This is a genomic window from Kitasatospora sp. NPDC036934, from assembly GCF_055608425.1.
The window spans coordinates 15,974-32,424 of sequence record NZ_JBVJQR010000011.1 but is presented as its reverse complement, the minus strand read 5'-3'; the positions used below and the strand labels follow the sequence as shown (position 1 = coordinate 32,424).

4 protein-coding genes are annotated in these 16,451 nt (G+C 75.9%); 3 read left to right on the top strand and 1 reads right to left on the bottom strand.

Annotation, left to right across the window (positions count from 1 at the left end; genetic code table 11):
- Positions 1 to 119: 119 nt before the first annotated feature.
- The gene (locus ACZ7BZ_RS18105) at positions 120 to 12,188 is read right to left on the bottom strand and encodes an SDR family NAD(P)-dependent oxidoreductase (RefSeq protein ID WP_470359158.1); all 12,069 of its coding nucleotides are present in this window, start codon (positions 12,186 to 12,188) and stop codon (positions 120 to 122) included.
- A 191-nt stretch (positions 12,189 to 12,379) separates the two neighbouring features.
- On the opposite strand from ACZ7BZ_RS18105, the gene ACZ7BZ_RS18100 reads away from it, so the two are divergent.
- From ACZ7BZ_RS18100 to ACZ7BZ_RS18090, 3 genes are all read left to right on the top strand, one after another.
- Positions 12,380 to 13,876 carry an NDP-hexose 2,3-dehydratase family protein gene (locus ACZ7BZ_RS18100; RefSeq protein ID WP_470359157.1) on the top strand — a complete coding sequence of 499 codons (1,497 nt, stop codon included), beginning with the start codon at positions 12,380 to 12,382 and terminating at the stop codon, positions 13,874 to 13,876.
- 107 nt (positions 13,877 to 13,983) lie between these two features.
- Complete coding sequence (locus ACZ7BZ_RS18095; RefSeq protein WP_380461386.1) at positions 13,984 to 14,754, top strand: thioesterase II family protein; 771 nt, start codon at positions 13,984 to 13,986, stop codon at positions 14,752 to 14,754.
- Between the two features lie 83 nt (positions 14,755 to 14,837).
- A complete protein-coding gene (locus tag ACZ7BZ_RS18090) occupies positions 14,838 to 16,361 on the top strand; it encodes an FAD-binding oxidoreductase (protein WP_470359156.1) in 1,524 nt (507 codons plus the stop codon).
- Positions 16,362 to 16,451 lie beyond the last annotated feature (90 nt).

Genomic DNA, 16,451 nt, shown 5'->3' with positions numbered 1-16,451 from the left:
ACCCCCCTGGGCGAGGATCATGTCCTCGCCCAGGGGGGTCCGTTGGTGTTCCGACCCGTGAGGCCGGTGACGGCTCCGTGTCAGGGGGGCGCGGCCGGAGCCGCGCCCCCCTGACACGGTCACCCCTGGCGGAACTCGCGGTCGATCAGGTCCATCAGCTCGTCGGCCGAGGCCGTGCCGATCCCGGCGCCGCCCGGCGTGCCGTCCGCCGTGCCGTCGGCGGCACCGTTCGAGGACCCGTTCGCGGGTCCGTTCCCGGATCCGTTCGCCGCGCCCGCATCCTTCGGACCGCCGGACGCCGTCCTCGGGCGGAAGGCCAGCAGCCGCAGGCGCTGGTCGATCGACGCGTCCGCGTCCTCCTGGGGCAACGCCGCCAACGCCGCCTCCAGTTGGTCGAGGTAGGCGAGCACCGTCTCGGCCGGCGACTGCTCCGGCGGGGCGAGGCGCTCCCTCAGGTACGCGGCCAGCGCCCCCACCGTCGGGTAGTCGAAGACCAGGGTGGCCGGCAGAGTGAGCCCGGTCGCCCGGTTGAGCCGGTTGCGCAGCTCGATCGCGGTCAGCGAGTCGAAGCCCAGCTCCTGGAAGGCGCGGTCGGTGGCAAGGCCGGCCGGGGAGCCGTGGCCCAGGACGGCGGCCGTGTGGCCGCGCACCACCTCGACCACCAGGGCCTGCTGGTCGGCCGGGTCCCGCCCGATGAGCCGCTCGGCGAGGGCGGGGCCGGTGTCGTCCGCCCGGCGCGGCGGCACCCGGACCAGCCCGCGCAGGACCGGCGGCAAGGCGTCCGCGGCCGCTTGGGCGCGCAGTGCCCGCAGGTCGAGTTCGGCCAGGACCAGGGCCGCGGGGCCCGCGTCGAGGGCGGCGTCGAACCGGTCGAGCGCGTCCGGCGTGGTGAGCCGGACGAGGCCGCGGCGGGCCGCGCCGGTATCCCGGGCGCCCTCCGTCCGCGCGGTGAGCGCGCTGGTCTGCTCCCACGGGCCCCAGGCCAGGGACACCGCGGGCAGCCCCCGGGCCCGCCGGTGGGCGGCGAGCGCGTCGAGGAAGCTGTTGGCGGCGGCGTAGTTGGCCTGGCCGGGGGCGCCGAGGACGCCCGCGGCGGAGGAGAACAGCACGAACGCCGACAGCCCGAGGTGCTCGGTCAGGGCGTGCAGGTGCCACGCGGCGTCGACCTTCGGGCGCAGCACGCCGTCCAGCCGCTCCGGGGTCAGCCCGGCCACCGTCGCGTCGTCCAGTGTCCCGGCGGCGTGGACCACGGCGGTCAGCGGGTGCTCGCCGGGGATCGCGGCGAGCACCGCGGCGAGTGCCTCGCGGTCCGCCGTGTCGCAGGCGGTGATGGTGACGGTGGCGCCGAGGCCGCCGAGTTCGGCGGCCAGTTCGCCGGCGCCGTCCGCCAGCGGGCCGCCGCGGCTGACCAGCAGCAGGTGGTCGACGCCGTGCGCGGTCACCAGGTGCCGGGCAACGAGGCCGCCCAGGGTGCCGGTGCCGCCGGTCACCAGGACCGTGCCGCCCGGTCCGAAGGACGAGGGCGCCGACACCGGCACGGGCGCGGTCGAGGGCGCGGGTACGGGCGGAGCCGCAGCCGGCCGGGCCAGCCGCGGCAGGTAGGCCCTGCCCCCGCGCACCGCGGCCTGCGGCTCCCCGGCGGCGATCGCCGCGGTGAGCGCGTCCTCGGTGGTGTCCGCGTCCACGTCGACGAGCTGGAAGCCGAACGGGTTCTCCGACTGGGCGCTGCGGACCAGCCCCCAGACGGAGGCCGCCGCGAGGTCCGGCACGTCCTCGTGCGCGGTGACGGGTGTGTCGTCCTGGTCCGTGACGGCGACCGCGCCGCGCGAGAGCAGGACCAGCGTCGCCCCGGCGAAGGCCTCCTCGGCCGGCCACCGCTGGACCAGGTCCAGCGCGTGGTGGGTCGCCCGGTGCGTCCGCTCGGCCGGGTCGCCCGACCCCGCCTGCGCGGCGCCGCAGTCCACCACGACGGCGCGCGGTGCCGGGGCGCCGTCCGCGACGGCCGCGCGCAGCGCGTCCAGATCGGGGTACCGGGGGGCGCGGCCGCCGGTGATGCCGGTCTCGCCGACCAGGACCAGCGACGGCGCGGCGTCTCCGGCCGGGCCGGCCTCGACCCACCGGGTGGCCAACAGCGGCCCCCGGCCGCGGCCGGCCCCGAGCCCGCCCGGGCCCTGGACGAGCGGCCGCAGCCGCAGCGCCCCGATCCGCCCGAGCGGCCGGCCGGCGCCGTCGGCCAGGTCCAGGCCCACGGAGCGGTCGGCGCCGGACCGCACCCGGACGCGCAGCGTGCGGCCGGCGGCCGCCTCCAGCGAGAGACCGGTCCACGAGAACGGCAGCAGCACCGCCGACCCGTCGGCCGCGTCGTCCGGTGCGGGCGGCACCGCCATCAGGGCGTGCAGGGCGGCGTCGAGCAGTGCGGGGTGGACGCCGAACCCCTCCGGGTCGACGTCCTCGGGGAGGGCGACCTCGGCGTAGAGGTCACCGTCCCGCCGCCAGACCGCCCGCAGCCCCTGGAACACCGGCCCGTAGACCTGGCCCTTGGCGGTGAAGCGGTCGTACGCGGCGTCGGCGTCGAGCCGTTCGGCCCCGTCCGGCGGCCACACGGTCAGCGGCTCCGCCGCCGGGCCCGCGGCCGCGGTCAGCGACCCGGTGGCGTGGAGCGTCCACTCCGCGTCGGGGTCGTCGGACTCGGGGCGCGAGTGCACCGTGACGGGGCGCGCGCCGTCCTCCTCGGCCAGGACGACGACCTGCAGTTGGACACCGCCCTGCTCGGGCAGCACCAGCGGCGCGAGCAGGGTGATCTCGTCCACCGCCGCGCAGCCGGTCTCGCGCGCCGCGTACAGCGCCAGTTCGACGAAGGCGGTGCCGGGCACCAGGGCGGCGTCCTCCACCCGGTGGTCGGACAGCCACGGGTGGGTGCGCAGCGAGACCCGCCCACTGAGGATCCGCCGGCCGTCGGCGGCGACCGACAGTCCGGCCGAGACCAGCGGGTGCCCGGTGTCGGCCAGCCCGGCGGACGTGACGTCGCCCGCCACCGCCGAGGGCTTGAGCCAGTACGGGGCGCGCTGGAACGCGTACGTCGGCAGGTCGGGCCGGGCGGCGGCGGGGGCGAGCACGGTCGTCCAGTCGACCGGGGCGCCGTGCGTGTAGGCCCGGGCGAGGGCGGCCAGCAGCTCGCGGCCGCCGTCCTCGTCGCGCCGCAGCGTGCCGAGGGCCTGCGCCGGGACGTCGGCGCGTTCGATGGTCTGCTGCATGCCGACGGTCAGCACCGGGTGCGGCGCGGACTCGACGAACAGCCGGTGGCCGCTGTCGAGCAGCGCCTCGGTGGCCTCGGCGAACCGGACGGTGTGCCGCAGGTTGCGGTACCAGTAGTCGGCGTCCAGTTCGGCGGTGTCGATGATCGCGCCGGTGAGGGTGGAGTAGAAGGGCACGGTGCCGGTCCGCGGGCTGACGGGGGCCAGCACCTCCAGCAACTCGTCGCGCAGCGCGTCGATGTGCGGGGTGTGCGAGGCGTAGTCGACGGGGATCAGCCGGGCCCGGACGCCCTCGGCCCGGTACCGCTCGACGAACGCCCGGACGGCGTCCGCGCCGCCCGCGACGACCGTGCTGTCCGGCCCGTTGACCGCGGCCAGGTGGACGTCGTCGGCCTCGGCCAGGCGGGCGGAGACCTCCTCGGCGGGCAGCGGTACCGAGGCCATGGTGCCCGTCCCGGCGAGCCTGGTCAGGACCTTGCTGCGGAGCGCGACCACGCGCGCCGCGTCGTCCAGCGACAGCGCCCCCGCCACGTAGGCCGCGGCGATCTCCCCCTGGGAGTGGCCGACGACCGCGTCCGGGACGACACCGGCGGACTTCCAGAGCTCGGCCAGCGAGGTCATCACCGCGAACAGCGCGGGCTGGACCACGTCCACCCGGGACAGGTCGGCCGCGCCCGGGCCGCCGCGCAGGGTGTCCAGCAGCGACCAGTCGGTGTGGCGGTCGATCGCCTCGGCGCAGGCGGTCAGGTGCGCGGCGAACACCGGTGAGCGCTCCAGCAGGTCGAGCGCCATGCCGTCCCACTGCGAGCCCTGGCCGGGGAAGACCAGGACGGTCCGGGCCGGCCCGGAGGCGGTGTCCGGGCCTTGGACCAGTGCCGGATGCGGCCGGTCGGCGGCGAGGGCCGCCAGCGCCGCGGCCAGGTCGTCGCGGTCGCGGCCGAGGACGACGGCGCGGTGCTCGAACGCCTCCCGGCCGGTGGCCAGCGCCCAGGCGGTGTCGGCCGGTTCGGCCGTGCCGCCTGCCGCGTACCCGGCGAGCCGGGTGGCCTGACCGCGCAGCGCCGCCGGCGTCCTGCCCGACACCGGCCAGGGCAGCGCGGCCGCGCCCCGCGGGTCCGGTACCAGGACGGCCGGGCCGGCGGCGGCGGGTGCCGGCGCGGTGGCGCGGTCGGCGGCGGCCGGCTGCTCCAGGATGATGTGGGCGTTGGTGCCGCTGATGCCGAACGCGGACACGCCCGCCCGCCGGGCCCGCCCGGTCTCCGGCCACGGCACCGTCCCGGTGAGCACCGAGACGGCTCCGGACTCCCAGTCGACGTGCGGCGTCGGCTCGTCGACGTGCAGGATCGCCGGCAGCCGGCCGTGCCGCATCGCCTGGACCGTCTTGATCACGCTCGCCACGCCGGCCGCCTGCTGGGTGTGGCCGATGTTGGACTTGACCGAGCCGATCCAGAGCGGCCGGTCGGCGGGCCGGTCCTGCCCGTAGGTGGCCAGCAGCGCCTGGGCCTCGATCGGGTCGCCGAGCGTGGTGCCGGTGCCGTGCGCCTCGACGGCGTCCACGTCCGCCGGGGTGATGCCCGCATTGGCGAGGGCCTGCTCGATCACCCGCTGCTGGGAGGGGCCGTTGGGTGCGGTCAGGCCGTTGCTGGTGCCGTCGGAGTTCACGGCCGAGCCGCGCACCACCGCGAGCACCTGGTGCCCGTTGCGCCGGGCGTCCGACAGCCGTTCGACCAGGAGCAGGCCGACGCCCTCGGAGAAGACGGTGCCGTCGGCGTCGGCTCCGAACGGCTTGCAGTGCCCGTCCGGCGCCAGGCCGCGCTGGCGGCTGAAGCCGACGAAGACGCTCGGCGAGGGCATCACGGTGACGCCGCCGGCCAGCGCGAGGTCGCATTCGCCGTTGCGCAGCGACTGCGCGGCCAGGTGCAGCGCCACCAGCGACGACGAGCAGGCCGTGTCGACGGTCATCGCCGGGCCCTCCAGGCCGAGGGCGTAGGCGATCCGGCCGGACGCGACGCTGCTGGCCGCACCGGTCAGCAGGTAGCCCTCGACCGCCTCCGCCTCCCGGGACGCGCTGGCCGGGTACCCGTAGGACGTCATGCCGACGAAGACGCCGGTACGGCTGCGCCGCAGCGTCCCGGCGGGGATGCCGGCCCGCTCCAGGGCCTCCCAGGCGGTCTCCAGCAGGACGCGCTGCTGCGGGTCCGTGCCCAGCGCCTCACGCGGGCTCATGCCGAAGAACTCGGCGTCGAAGTGCCCGGCCTCCTCCAGGAAGCCGCCCCGGTCGACGTACGAGGTGCCGGGGTGGTCGGGGTCGGGGTCGAAGAGGCCGTCCAGGTCCCAGCCGCGGTCCTCGGGGAAGCCCGCCACCGTCTCCCGGCCGGTGTCGACGACGTCCCACAGCTCCTCCGGGGACCGGACACCGCCCGGGTAGCGGCAGGCCATCGCGACGATCACGACCGGGTCGTCGGCGCCGCCGGACGCGGCCCGGACGCGGACGGCGGCGCCCTCGGTCCGGCCGCCCAGCCGTTCGTGCAGGTACTCGGCGAGCGCGGCCGCGCTCGGGTGGTCGAAGACCAGGGTGGCGGGCAGTCGCAGGCCGGTCTCGGAGTTCAGGCGGTTGCGGAGTTCGACGGCGGTCAGCGAGTCGAACCCGATCTCCTGGAACGGGCGCCGGGGGTCGATCGTCTCCGGCGCGGGGTGGCCGAGCACGGCGCCGACGTTGCCGCGCACCAGGTCCAGCAGCAGACCGCGCTGCTCGGCCTCGGAGCGGCCGGCGAGCTCCCGCGCCAGCGAGCCCTGCGTGGCGGTCCGGCCGCCGGCCCGGCGGCGGGCGGGGCGCAGGAAGCCGCGCAGCACCGCGGGCGCCGCCCGGGTCTCGGCGGCCGCCCGGACCGCGGCCAGGTTGATGCCGGCCGGGACGAGGTCGGCGCGGCCCCCGGCGAGCCCGGCGTCGAACAGCGCGAGCGCCTCGGCGTCGGACATGGTGGTGAGCAGGCTGTGCGCGACGGCGTGCTGCTTCTCCGCGAAGAGGTCGGCGGTGATGCCGCTGGCGCTCTCCCACAGGCCCCAGGCGAGCGAGACCGCGGGCAGGCCCAGCGCGTGCCGGTGCGCGGCCAGCGCGTCCAGGAAGGTGTTGCCCGCCGCGTAGTTGGCCTGCCCCGGGTTGCCGAGGGTGCCGGCGAGCGAGGAGAACAGCACGAAGGCGGTGAGGTCGAGGTCGCGGGTGAGCTCGTGCAGGTGCCAGGCGGCGTCGACCTTGGGGCGGAGCACCGGGTCGAGCTGACCGGGCTCCAGGACGGTGACGGCGGCGTCGTCGGTGACGCCCGCGGAGTGCACGACGGCGGTGAGCGGGTGCTCCGGCGGGATCGTGCCGAGCACCCGGCGGAGGGCCTCCCGGTCGGCCGTGTCGCAGGCCAGCACGGTCACCTCGGCGCCCGCCCCGGCGAGTTCGGCCCGGAGTTCGGCGGCGCCGGCCGCCTCGGGGCCGCGCCGGCCCACCAGCAGCAGGTGCCGGACGCCGTGCTCGGCGACCAGGTGCCGGGCGACCGCCGCGCCGAGCGTGCCGGTGCCGCCGGTCACCAGCACGGTGCCGTCGGCGGCGAGCGGCCGGGGGACGGTGAGGACGAGCTTGCCGGTGTGCTTGGCCTGGCTCATCAGCCGGAACGCCTGGGGTGCCTGGCGGACGTCGAAGGCACTGACCGGGAGGGGGTGCAGGACCCCCTCGTCGAACAGCCGGCCCAGCTCCGCGAGCATCCCCCGGACGTGGTCCGGGCCCGCCTCGACCGTCTCGAACGCCCGGTAGGCGACGCCCGGGTGCCTGGTCGCCACCTCGTCGGCGTCGCGGACGTCGGTCTTGCCCATCTCCAGGAAGGACCCGCCGCGGGGCAGCAGGCGGAGCGAGGCGTCCACGAACTCGCCGGCCAGCGAGTCCAGGACGACGTCGACGCCCTCCCCGCCGGTCGCGGCCCGGAACTCCTCCTCGAAGCCGAGCGTCCGGGAGTCGGCGATGTGCGCGTCGTCGAAGCCCTCCGCGCGGAGCGCGTCCCACTTGGGGCGGCTCGCGGTCGCGAAGACCTCCGCGCCCCAGTGCCGGGCCAGCTGGACGGCGGCCATGCCGACCCCGCCGGTGGCGGCGTGCACGAGCAGCCGTTGTCCGGGCCGCAGCCCCGCCAGGTCGTGCAGCGCGTAGTAGGCGGTCAGGAACGCGACCGGCGCCGCGGCGGCCTGGACGAACGTCCAGCCGGACGGCACCCGGGTCAGCGCGCGCCGGTCGGCCACCGCCACCGGGCCGACCGCGCCCTCCGGGAACAGCCCCATGACGGCGTCGCCGGGCGTGAGGCCGGTGACCTCCGGGCCGATCTCCAGCACCACGCCGGCGGCCTCGCTGCCGATGGCCGCCTCGCCCGGGTACAGGCCGAGCGCGATGAGCACGTCGCGGAAGTTCACCCCGGCGGCCCGGACGGCGACCCGCACCTCCCCGGCCGCCAGCGGCCGTTCGAGGGCGGGGGAGGGCTCCAGGACGAGATTGTCGACGGTGCCCGCCGCGGTGGTCGACAGCCGCCAGGCGGCGGCGTCCGCGGGCGGGGTCAGCAGCGCCTCGGTGTCGGCGTGGACCAGCCGGGCCGCGAAGGCGGAGCCGTCACGCAGGGCGAGCTGTGGCTCCTGCGCGGCGAGGGCCTCGGGCAGCCGCCGTACGGAGGACTCCCGGCCGTCGAGGTCCACCAGGGCGAACCGGTCCGGCCGCTCCAGCTGGGCGACCCGCAGGAAGCCCCAGGCGGGGGCGGTGGCCAGGCCGGTGACGTGCTCCCCGGCCCGGACGGCGACCGCGTGCTCGGTGACCACGACCAGTCGGCTCTCCTCCAGCCGCTCGTCGGCGAGCCACTGCCGGACCAGGCGGTGGATCCGATGGGTGGTGGCGTGGGCGCCGTCGACCGGGCCCCCGGCGCCGGCGTCCGGACCGGCTCCGGCTCCGGCTCCGGCCCGGTCCTCCGCCGCGGCGAACACGACCACCGTCGCCGGGAGCGGCACACCCGCGTCGGCCTCCCGCAGCAGCGCCGCGAGGTCGTCGGACGCCCGCGGCCGCCCCCCGAGCCACTCGACGGGGTGCGGGAACGCGCCGAGCACCGCCCAGTCGGCCGGGTCCTCCCGCTCGGCGGTGGCCGTCACCGGCTGCCAGGAGAGGCGGTACAGCGCGTCCCGGCGGACGACCGGCGCTGCGCCCTGCCCGTCGGCGAGCGGCCGCACGGTCAGCGCCTCCACCGAGGCCACCGGAGCGCCGCTCCGGTCCGTGATCGACAGCCCGACGGTGTCCGGCCCGGACAGGGTGAGCCGCACCCGCACCGCCGTCGCCCCGACGGCGTGCACGGCCACCCCGCGCCAGGCGAACGGCAACCTGGTCCGGCCGTCGTGCTCGGCGCCGCTCAGCGCCGTCACGTGCAGCGCGGCGTCGAACAGCGCCGGATGCAGGGCGAACCCCCGGACGTCCGCGCCCGAGGGCAGCTCGACCTCCGCGAACAGGTCGTCACCCAGCCGCCAGGCGGCCCGCAGCCCCCGGAAGACCGGGCCGTACTCCAGGCCGAGGGCGCCGAGCCGTGGATACACCTCCGCCGTCTCCAACCGGGTCGCCCCCGGCGGCGGCCACTCCTCGGCGGGCTGCTCCGCCGGCGGTGCCGACGGGGCCAGGACCCCGGTCGCGTGGCGGGTCCACGGGACGTCCTCGGAGTCCGGGCCGTCGTCCTCCGGCCGCGAGTGGATGCCGACGGCGCGTTCGCCGTCCGGCCCCGGCGCGCCGACCATCACCTGGATCCGGACCGCGTCCCGCCCGGGCAGGACCAGCGGGGCGTGCAGGGTCAGCTCGGCCAGCTCGCCGCAGCCGACCCGGAACGCCGCGTGCAGGGCGAGTTCGGCGAACGCGGTGGCCGGCACGATCACCGAGCCGTGCACCGCGTGGTCGGCCAGCCACGGATGGGTGCGCAGCGACAGCCGCCCGGAGAACAGGTGGCCGGTGCCGTCCGCCAGCACGGTCTCGGCCGCCAGCAGCGGGTGGTCCGCCGAGCCCAGCCCGGCCGACCGGACGTCGCCGGCCGCCCCGGCCGCTTCCGGCCAGTAGCGCTCCCCGGCGAAGGCGTAGGTCGGCAGGTCGACGGGCGTCGCCGGCCGGCCCGGCGCGATCCGCGCCCAGTCCGGGCTGGCGCCGTTGACGTGCGCCTCGGCGAAGGACTCCAGCAGCCGGGCCCGGCCGCCGTGGTCGCGCCGGAGCGTGCCCTGCGCGACCGCCTCGGCGCCGCCGTCCTCGATCGTCTCCTGGATCGCAGCGGTGAGTACCGGGTGCGCGCTCACCTCGATGAACAGCGTGTGTCCGTCGGCCAGCAGGGCCCGGGTGGTCTCCTCGAACCGCACCGGCTGCCGCAGGTTGCGGTACCAGTACGCCGGGTCGAGGGCCTCGTCCGCGCCGAGCGGTGCCGCGGTGACGGTGGAGTAGAACGGGATGCCGGCCGGCTGCGGCACGATCCCGGCCAGCGCCTGCTCGATCCGCTCCCGGACGGCCTCCACGAACGGGGTGTGCGAGGCGTAGTCGACCGGGATCAGCCGGGCCGGGACCCGGTCGGCCCGGCAGGTGTCGACCAGCTCCCGCAGCTCCTCCGGCGCGCCCGCCACCACCGTGGTGCCCGGCGCGTTGACCGCGGCGACACTCAGGCTCCGCCGGTCCGGGCGGTCCAGCAGCCGCGCGGTCTCCGCCGCCGGCAGCGGCACGGAGGCCATGCCGCCGGTACCGGCCAGGTCGAGCAGGGCGCGGCTGCGCAGCGCCACGATCCGCGCGGCGGCGTCCAGCGAGAGCGCCCCGGCGATGTGGGCGGCCGCGATCTCGCCCTGGGAGTGGCCCACCACCGCGTCCGGCCGGACCCCGGCGGCCTGCCACACGCGTGCCAGCGAGACCATCACGGCGAACAGCGCTGGCTGCACCACGTCGACCCGGTCCAGCGTCGGTGCGCCCGGCGCGTCGTGCAGCACGTCGAGGAGCGACCAGTCGGTGTACGGGGCGAGGGCGTCGGCGCAGGCGTGCAGGTGCTCGCGGAAGACCGCGGAGTCGTCGAGCAGGTCGACCGCCATGCGCGCCCACTGGGAACCCTGCCCGGGGAACACGAACACCGTTCGGGCGGCGGTCCCCCGGCCGCGTACGACACGGGCGCCGGGCTTGCCGTCGGCCAGCGCCCGCAGGCCCTCCAACAGCTCCTCACGGGTGCCGGCGACGACCGCCGCGCGGTGCTCGTGGTGCTCGCGCTCGACGGCCAGCGCGTGGGCGGCGTCGGCGGACGGGAGCTCGGGGCGGGCGGTCGCGAAGTCCAGCAGCCGCTGGGCCTGGCCGCGCAGGGAGCGTTCGCTGCGGGCCGACACCAGCCAGGGGAGGGAGCCCTCGGCCAGCAGGGGCGGGGCGGCGGCCTCGGCGGGCGCGTCGGGGGCGGAGCCGGGGGAGGCCGCCCCCGGTGCGGTCGGGCCTGGGTCGGCGGCCCGCTCGGGGCGCGGCGGTGCGGCCTCCAGGACGATGTGCGCGTTGGTCCCGCCGACGCCGAACGAGGAGACGGCGGCGCGGCGCGGCCGCCCGCTCTCCGGCCACGGCCGCGCGGAGGTCAGCAGCCGGACGTTGCCCGCGTCCCAGTTCACGTGCGGCGTCGGGGCGTCGACGTGCAGGGTCTTCGGGAGCAGCCCGTGCTGCAGCGCCAGCACCATCTTGATGACGCCCGCCACCCCGGCGGCGCCCTGCGGGTGGCCGATGTTGGACTTCACGGAGCCGAGCCAGAGCGGCTCGCCGCCGGGCCGGTCCTGCCCGTACGTGGCGAGCAGCGCCTGGGCCTCGATCGGGTCGCCGAGCGTGGTGCCGGTGCCGTGCGCCTCGACGGCGTCGACGTCCCCGGCGGTCAGCCGGGCATCGGCCAGTGCCAGCTCGATCACCCGCTGCTGGGACGGCCCGTTGGGCGAGGTCAGGCCGTTGCTGGCGCCGTCCGAGTTGACCGCCGAGCCGCGCAGCACGGCCAGCACGCGGTCGCCGTCCCGGTGGGCGTCCGACAGCCGCCGCAGCATCAGCAGGCCGACGCCCTCGCCCCAGCCCAGGCCGTCGGCGGCGGCGGCGAACGGCTTGCAGCGCCCGTCCGGTGCCAGGCCGCGCTGGCGGCTGAACTCGGTGTACCAGGCGGAGGTGGCCATGACGGTGACCCCGCCGGTCAGCGCCCGGTCGCACTCGCCGCCGCGCAGCGCCCGGATCGCCAGGTGCAGGGCCGCCGCGGAGGAGGAGCACGCGGTGTCCACCGTGAGCGCCGGGCCCTCCAGCCCGTACGCGTAGGCGATCCGCCCGGACATGATGCTGCTCTGGGTGCCGGTCAGGACGTAGCCCTCGACCTGCTCGACGGCCGGCGCCAGGCTCTGGTCGTAGGTCTGGCCGATGCTGCCGACGAACACCCCGGTACGGGTCCCGCGCAGCGTCGCGGGCGGGATCCCGGCCCGCTCGAAGGTCTCCCACGCGACCTCCAGCAGCTGGCGCTGTTGCGGGTCCATCGCGAGGGCCTCGCGGGGGCTGATCCCGAAGAAGTCGGCGTCGAACCGGTCGGCGCCCTCCAGGAACGAGCCGTCCCGGGTGTAGCTCTTGCCCGGGGCGTCGGGGTCGGGGTCGTAGATGTCGTCGATGTCCCAGCCGCGGTCGCCGGGGACGCGGGCGACGGCGTCCCGCTCGGACAGCAGCAGCTCCCAGAGCGCCTCCGGCGAGTCCACCCCGCCGGGGAAGCGGCAGCCCATGGACACCACCGCGATGGGCTCGTGCTCCCGGTCCTCGACCTCCGCGAGGCGTCGGCGCACCTGGCGGAGACCGGCGGTCGTCCGATTCAGATAGTCGCGCAGCTTCGCCTCGTTGGCCGTCGGGCCCAGATCAGCCGAGTCGGAATTCATCCGCTTTCCCCGCCTCGCATCGGTCAATAGGAATTGCCGCCGAGAATCGCACCGGACGCTAACGGGGGCCTTGGTCGATGCTAAATCCGGGCGCCGGAACGGCGGGATCCGGTGGGAATTCGGCCGGTTTTAGCGTGAATTTAAAGCGGGGCGGGACAATATGTGCCGGCGCTTCTGTAGAGGGGTGAATAATGAGCGAAATTCTCAGTCGGCCGTCCGCGTCGGCCGAGGTCCTGCCCGACGGTCCGCGCGTCACGCGGTCGGGGCTGGCCACCGAGGGTGTGCTGACGACGAACGAGGAGTTCGCGGCCTGGCTCGGCGAGCGCGAGCGGACCGACCGGATGACGGTCGAGCGGGTCCCACTGGCCGAGCTCAAGGGCTGGCACTTCACCGAGGGCAAGGCCTCGCTCGTCCACGACAGCGGGAAGTTCTTCAGCATCCAGGGGGCGGACGTCACGTCGGCCGGGCCCGACCGGCAGGCCTGGCAGCAGCCGCTCATCCACCAGCCCGAGGTCGGCATACTCGGCTTGCTGGCCAAGGAGTTCGGGGGCGTCCTGCACTTCCTGGTGCAGGCCAAGATCGAGCCGGGAAACCGCCGACAGCTCCAGTTGTCGCCGACCGTGCAGGCCACCCGGAGCAACTACACCAAGGTGCACGGCGGAGCGGCCATCCCGTACCTGGACCACTTCCTGCGGGCCGGCCGGGGCCGGGTGCTCGCCGATGTGCTCCAGTCCGAGCAGGGTGCCTGGTTCCTGGGCAAGCGCAACCGCAACATGGTCGTGGAGACCACCGACGAGGTCGAAGTCAGGGACAACTTCCGCTGGCTGACGTACGGTCAGATCCGACGGCTGCTGGCCGTGCCGAACCTGGTCAACATGGACTCCCGGACGGTCCTCGCCTGCCTGCCGATCGCCCCGTACGGACCGCCGGACGGTCCGGGCGGGCCGGCCGGTGACCGGGTGGGCGAGCAGGCGGGCGGCCCGTCGGCGGGCGCGCCCGACCCGGAGTTCGCCGCCGACCTGTGGCGCTCCCTGCGGGCCGCCGACACCGACGGCCGCCACACCGACGCCGAGATCTCCGGCTGGCTCAACGACGTGCGGGTCGACACCGATCTCGCGGTCGGACCGGTCGAACTGACCGAGCTGCGGGACTGGCGGGTGTCGGACGGTGACATCGCGCACCGGCAGGGCAAGCACTTCCGCATCATCGGCGTCTCGGTGCGCGGCCAGCGCGAGGTCGACGCGTGGCACCAGCCCCTGCTGGCCCCCGTCGACGTCGGTGTCGTCGCCTTCCTGACCCGCCGGATCGACGGGGTCCTGCACGTCCTGATGCGCGCCGCGGTCGAACCCGGCTTCCTGGACGTCGTGGAGCTCGGCCCCACCGTCCAGTGCAGCCCCGCCAGTTACGCGGACGCTCCGCCGGAGCGGCGGCCCCGCTTCTACGACTACGTGGTCGGCGCGACCGACAACGTCCGCTACGACGTCGTGCTCTCCGAGGAGGGCGGCCGCTTCTACCACGCCGAGTGCCGCTACCTGGTCGTCGACTGCGACGACCTGCCGGAGGCCATGGAGCCCCACCCCGACTTCCGCTGGATGACGGTCCGTCAACTGTTGACCTGGGTGCAGCACCGCAACTGCGTCAACGTCCAGGCGCGGACCCTGCTCGCCTGCCTCAACTCGCTTTGGTAGGAAGGTCGTACGATCATTCCGGTGATGGCGGAGGGGAGCGCCGGGCACTCCGCGGGCCGGTGGACGGGACGGCCGCGGAGACGGCCGCAGAGACAGGAGGGGAACCGATGACGACGGTCTCGGACGAGGGTGCCCGCTGGTTCCGGCGGTACGTCCCGGAGGCCCGGGAGGCGCCGGTGCGGCTGGTCTGCCTGCCGCACGCGGGCGGCTCGGCCAGCTACTTCTTCCCGTTCGCCCAGGCGGTCGGGGAGCGTGCGGACGTCCTGGCGGCGCAGTACCCCGGCCGCCAGGACCGCCGGCAGGAACCCTGCATCGACGACATCGGGGCCCTCGCCGACGCCGCCTTCGCCGCGCTGCGCCCGTTCCTCGACCGGCCGGTGGCGCTGTTCGGCCACAGCATGGGCGCCACCCTCGGGTTCGAGCTGGCGCGCCGGATCGAAGCCGCCCCGGGGGCGTCCCTGGTGCGGCTGTTCGCCTCCGGGCGCCGCGCGCCCTCCCGGGCGGGCGGCGAGCTGGTGCACACCTTCGACGACGACCGGCTCCTCGCCGAGGTGGCCCGGCTCAGCGGCACCGACAGCCGCGTCCTGGCCGACGACGAGCTGATGCGCGCGGCGCTGCCGGCGATCCGGGCCGACTACAAGGCCGCCGAGTCCTACCGGCCCGTCGGCGAGGTGGCGTTGGGCTGCCCGATCACCGCCCTCGCCGGCGACGCCGACCCCAAGACCTCGCTGGACGACGTCCGCGCCTGGGAACGGCACACGACGGCCGACTTCGACCTGCACGTCTACCCCGGCGGCCACTTCTTCCCGGCCGAGCACCGGCAGCCGATCGTGGACCTGATGACCGAGCGGCTGGCCGCGCACACGGCCCGGCGCTGAACGACGGAAGCCGAACGACGGAAGCCGAACGATGACGAAGCCGAACGACGACCAAGCTGAACGACGACCAAGGAGATGAACGCGTGCCCACTCGTAGATCACTGCTGAAGGGCGGCGCGGTGGCGCTGGCCGCGGCGGGCCTCGGCTCGATGGGCGCCGCCCCGGCCAGCCGGGCCGAGGCGACCGACTGGAGCCGGCTGGGGAACCGGCTGAAGGGCCGCCTGGTCCGGCCGCAGGACCCCGGCTACGCGCTCGCCAAGCAGCTGAACTTCATGGCGTTCGACGCCGTGAACCCGGCCGGCATCGCCTACTGCGCGGACGTCGAGGACGTCCGGACCTGCCTGTCCTTCGCCCACCACCACGGCATACCGGCCGTCCCGCGCAGCGGCGGGCACAGCTACGGCGGCTACTCGACCACCACCGGCCTGATCATCGACGTGTCGCAACTCAACGGCATCCTGGTCGGCCCGCAGAACGCCGTCCTGGGCCCCGGCGCCCAGCTGGTGGACGTCGTCGACCAGGCCTCCGCCAACGGCGTGGCACTCGCGGGCGGGATCTGTCCGACCGTGGCCATGGGCGGATACCTCCAGGGCGGCGGCATCGGCTGGCAGACCCGGGCACTCGGCCTCGGGGCCGACTCGCTGGTGTCGGCGCAGGTCGTGCTCGCCGACGGGAAGGTGGTGACCGCCTCCGAAGAGGAGCAGCCCGACCTGTTCTGGGCGCTGCGCGGAGGCGGGGGCGGCAACTTCGGCATCGTCACCCGCTACGAGCGGCGCCACACCACCGTCCCGCGGATGGTCAACTACACGCTCGCGTGGCCCTGGGACATCGCCGCGGACGTGCTGGACGGCTGGCAGCGCTGGCTGGCCGACTCGGCCCCCCACGCGATCGGCGCCCGCTGCCTGCTCGGCCTGCTCGACGCCTCCCCGGGCGCCGCGCCGTTCCTGCTCACCGACGGAACCTTCCTCGGCTCGCCCGAGGAGCTCACGCCGCACCTGAACGCGCTGGCCGCGGCGATCGGCCACACGCCGCCCTACCGGAACGTGCAGGACCTGGGCTTCCGCGGCGGCATGATGTCCTGGTTCAAGTGCTCGACCAGTTCGGTCGCCCAGTGCCACCGGGTCGGCAACAACCCGCAGGCGGACCTGCCCCGCACCGGGTTCCAGCTGAGCCGGTCACGGCTGTTCCGGGACAACCTGCCGGTCACCGGGGTGACCGATGTGCTCGGGGCCTTCGAGGCCGACCGCCGGGCCGGCCACGCCCGGATGGTGCACGTCTTCGCGCTGGGCGGGGTCTCCGCCGACATCTCCCGGACCGCGACCGCCTACGTCCACCGCGACGCCCGGTTCTCGGTGGACTGGGCGACCGTGGTGGCGCCCGACAAGGCCACCGACGAGGAGCAGGCGGCCGCCCGGGCGTGGATCGACCACGGCTTCGCCGTCACCGACCGGTACTCCGCGCACGAGACCTACCAGAACTACATCGACCCCGCGCTGCCGGACTGGCGCCAGTCGTACTACGCCGAGAACTATCCGCGGCTGGTGGCGGCGAAGAACGCCTACGACCCGCACGGGTTCTTCTCCTTCGAGCAGAGCATCGGCTGCTGACGCTCCGGCGGCCACCCGCCCCGGACGAGGGGCCCGGCACCAGGGCCCCTCGTCCGGGGCTTCGGTGCCGGGCCCCTCGGTCGTACCGGG